Source organism: Tenacibaculum sp. L6 (assembly GCF_028823685.1).
Lineage (GTDB): Bacteria > Bacteroidota > Bacteroidia > Flavobacteriales > Flavobacteriaceae > Polaribacter.
Map to the genome: position 1 here is coordinate 1 of NZ_JAPEHZ010000102.1, position 4,078 is coordinate 4,078.

Genomic DNA, 4,078 nt, shown 5'->3' on the forward strand with positions numbered 1-4,078 from the left:
TTTTATTTTTTCAATGAACTGCGGATTTCTGTTAAGCTCTTGAATGATGAAGTTTGGTAAGTAAGGATGCTTTAAAATAAAGCTGATATGGTTATGGGTGAAGTTCTTGATTTTGTCTTCCAAGCTTGAATCATCGTTAAGTATGGCATTAAGCTGTGGTGCCAATAAGGTAAACGCCTTTTTGAAAACAGCTTCAAACAAAAGTTGCTTGCTTCTGTAATAGTAGTGCAACATGGCCTTGTTGATGCTAGCTTTATCAGCAATTTCTTGCATTCTGGCACCATCCATTCCTTTAGATTGAAATATTTTTTGTGCTGCTTCCAGTATTTGTTCCTCTGTTTTATTGTCTTTGTGTTTCGCCATAATTCAACCATTAAGTTTAACCATTTGGTTAACAAAATTAAATAAAAAAAGATTAAAAACAAATATGGTAGCTTAAATTTGTGGCTTTAATATGGGTGAGGCTAACAAAAGTAGTGAGCAACGAGGCACAATGTAGTTGCTTGGAATAAAACAGTTGAAATTATTGAGAGGTACTTAGAAAAAGGAAAAGAAGTAATGATTGAAGGTAAATTAACCTCTCGTTCTTTTGAAGACAAAGAAGGAAATAAACGTTATGTAACTGAAGTAGTTTGTAATGAGCTATTGATGTTAGGAAATAAATAAGTGGGAAAATAAACTGTGAAAAAAGAAAAAGTAAAAGAGCGGTTATTAACCGCTCTTTTTATATTATAAATTCATACTTAACTGAATACGTTTTCTTGAAGTATCCACTTCTAACACTTTTACCTGAACATGTTGGTGTAAACTTACATGTTCGTTAACATCTTTTACAAAAGAATCAGAAAGGTTAGAAACATGTACCAAGCCACTTTCTTTAATACCTATATCAACAAAGCAACCAAAATTGGTAATGTTATTTACAATTCCAGGTAGTACCATACCTATTCGTACATCATCTATTGTTTTAATATGCTCGTTAAAACTAAAAGCTTTGGCTGTTGAGCGAGGATCTAATCCTGGTTTTTCCAGCTCTTTTATAATATCTTGTAGCGTTGGTAATCCGTAAGAATCGGTCACATATTGTTGGAGTTTAATTTGTTTTAAAACAGAAGAATTACCAATTAAATCATCTACCTTTTTGCCAGCATCTTTGGCTATTTGTTTTACTAAAGCGTAGCGCTCTGGATGTACAGCAGAGTCATCTAGTGGATTATCTCCATTTTTAATTCGTAAGAAACCAGCAGATTGCTCAAAGGCTTTTCCTCCTAAACGAGGAACTTTTTTAATGGCAGTTCTATTAGCAAAAGCTCCGTTTTCATTTCTGTAATTCACAATGTTTTCGGCCAATTTAGATCCGATACCAGAAACATAACTTAACAAAGAAGCACTGGCGGTATTAATATTAACACCTACTTTGTTAACACAGTGTTCTACTACAGTATCTAACGACTTTTTTAGTTGTGTTTGATCTACATCGTGTTGATACTGTCCAACTCCGATTGATTTTGCTTCAATCTTTACCAATTCGGCTAAAGGATCTGCTAATCTACGTCCGATGGAAACAGCTCCGCGAACGGTTACATCATAATTAGGAAATTCATCTCGTGCAATTTTGGAAGCTGAATAAATAGAAGCACCAGCTTCACTTACGACAAATACTTCTACAGTGTTTTTAAAATATGCACGTTTTACTAATTGTTCTGTTTCTCTCGAAGCAGTTCCGTTACCAATGGCAATAGCTTCAATTTTATAAGCATCTGCCAAAGAGCTAAGTTTATTCATCGCTTCTTTTGACTGATGTTGTGGCGCATGCGGAAAAATAGTTTCGTTATGTAATAAATCTCCTTGTTCGTTCAAACAAACTACTTTACAACCTGTTCTAAATCCTGGGTCGATAGCTAGTATGCGTTTTTCGCCTAACGGAGAACCTAATAGTAATTGTTGTAGGTTTTTAGCAAATACTTTGATGGCACTTTCATCTGCCTTTTCTTTGGCAGTAGTTAAAGCTTCATTTGACAAAGCAGGGAATAACAAGCGTTTATAGGAATCAGCGATGGCTAGTTCAATTTGTTCTGCACATTCGTTATGTGAACGAATAATTCTGTCTTCTATTTTTTGAAGCGCTCGTTTGTCATCAATACTGATTTTTATACGGATAAAACCTTCTTTTTCTGCACGTAAAATAGCTAACAATCGATGAGAGGGAATTCGACTTAGGTTTTCTTCCCAATCAAAATAATCTTTAAATTTTTGAGCAGCTTCATCTTCCTTTTTGGTTTTAACGACTTTGGTTGCAATGGTCGCAAAACGCTCTAATTGATAACGAATGTTATTTCTTACATCTGTTCGTTCGTTAATCCATTCAGCAATAATATGGCGAGCACCTTCTAAAGCATCGTCTACTTGCTCTACTTCGTTCGAAAGGTATTTTGAAGCGGTAAACTCCAAATCATTTACTCGCTGACTCATTAGCATCTTTGCTAACGGTTCTAATCCGTTTTTACGAGCCGTTTCCGCTTTGGTTTTACGTTTCTTTTTATAGGGAAGATATAGGTCTTCTAACGTAGTTAAATCTTCTGCTTTTTCAACCTTGCTTTTTAACTCATCGGTTAAAACTTCTTGTTCTTCCAGAGATTTTAAAATTGCTGCTTTTCGCTTTTCTAAGGCCTCAAATTGTTCTTTGAATTGAACAATTTGACCAATTTCAACTTCATCTAAATTTCCTGTTTTTTCTTTTCGGTAACGAGCAATAAAAGGAATAGTACAATCTTCATTTAACAGTTCAATAGTGTTTTGAATAGCGGTTGAAGAAAGGTTGGTATGAGAACCTATATAGGATAGTAAATTCATAAAATAAAACAAATATAAATTTTTATTCGGGGGTATACAATCTATATGTTTTTAGACTATCTTTCGCGGTTAGTCTAATTGTAAATTTATTAATGCAAACAACTGTAAATGAATTGCATAAGCAACAGTATGAACGATTGATTACTGGCTTAATTTCCAACGAGTTTGGAGTTTGTGATGATTTTTTTTCTGCGGATATGATAGCAGGATTTCGGGATAATTTGACACAACATTATACCGAAGGAACCATGTATAGAGCGGGTATTGGAAAAGACTCTGATTATACAAAAGACAAAGAGATACGACGAGATGTTATTTGCTGGATTAACGAAAAAACTGAAGATGATTTAGAAAAGATGTTCATCCAGAAAATGAATGAATTTGCTGAGTATCTAAACAAAACATGTTACACTAGTATCAATGCATTTGAATTTCATTATGCCTATTATGATGTAGGTAGTTTTTATAAACGTCATGTCGATCAGTTTAAGAGTGATAACGGACGATTATTTTCGTTTGTAATGTACTTAAACGACGATTGGAATGTAGACGATGGAGGAGAGCTGGTATTGTACACCAAAGAAAAGACAGAAACCATTTTACCGATTGGAGGTAGAGTTGCTTTTTTTAAGAGTGATGTAACCGAACATGAAGTAAAAGCAGCGTTGACAAGACCTCGCTTAAGTATTGTAGGTTGGTTTAAGAATGTGTAAAAACTAAAAAACCTCGCAATTTGCGAGGTTTTTATTTTATGAATATATGCTATTAAGCAATAAATTCTCCGTTATTCACTTTTTCTGAAGCTTCTACAAAAGCTAATTTAGAATATTAAATTATTATAATTCCGTTATTATTTCAACCTCAGATTCGTTATCTATTGAGGAAGAGTATATTAAAGAGGTTAATTCCTGTCTCACATCTCTTCTCAAGTTTTTAAATGCGGTTCCTTTCTTTTTTCCGAATAATTTATCATAGTTTTCTTTATTTAAAACTGTACCATTAAAAGAAATTTGGAAAGAACAATGAGGATACATACAAGGTAAAGGTGTATGAATTAGTTTTATGTTGACACTTAAATCAGGGTTTGCATCAGAAAATATAATTTTTTCATATGTTCCGTTTTCATTTAAAGATTTGATGACAGAAGTGTTTATTTCCTTATTTGGAATTAACTCTATTGAAGAGGATTCATTAATGTCAAACAAAACATCTTCTTTAGGGTATT

At 33.4% G+C, this 4,078-nt stretch carries 4 protein-coding genes and 1 pseudogene; 2 read left to right on the forward strand and 3 right to left on the reverse strand.

What is annotated here, in order from left to right; all coding sequences use genetic code 11:
- On the reverse strand, positions 1–363 hold a 363-nt coding region (locus OU788_RS11795; RefSeq protein WP_274635350.1), incomplete at its 3' end, for a TetR/AcrR family transcriptional regulator.
- Positions 364–489: 126 nt separating this feature from the next.
- On the opposite strand from OU788_RS11795, the pseudogene OU788_RS11800 reads away from it, so the two are divergent.
- Positions 490–666 (forward strand): annotated as a pseudogene (locus tag OU788_RS11800) (single-stranded DNA-binding protein); the annotation flags it as partial.
- Between the two features lie 63 nt (positions 667–729).
- Here the strand turns inward: OU788_RS11800 and OU788_RS11805 are convergent.
- Positions 730–2,853 (reverse strand): Tex family protein, encoded by a 2,124-nt coding sequence (locus OU788_RS11805; RefSeq protein WP_274635351.1) that lies wholly within the window; start codon positions 2,851–2,853, stop codon positions 730–732.
- A 92-nt stretch (positions 2,854–2,945) separates the two neighbouring features.
- Between OU788_RS11805 and OU788_RS11810 the strand changes: the two genes are divergently transcribed.
- Positions 2,946–3,566 (forward strand): 2OG-Fe(II) oxygenase, encoded by a 621-nt coding sequence (locus OU788_RS11810; RefSeq protein WP_274635352.1) that lies wholly within the window; start codon positions 2,946–2,948, stop codon positions 3,564–3,566.
- A 123-nt stretch (positions 3,567–3,689) separates the two neighbouring features.
- Here OU788_RS11810 and OU788_RS11815 read toward each other — a convergent pair.
- Positions 3,690–4,078, reverse strand: a 389-nt coding sequence (locus tag OU788_RS11815) for a hypothetical protein (RefSeq protein WP_274635353.1), incomplete at its 5' end; no start/stop codon positions are given.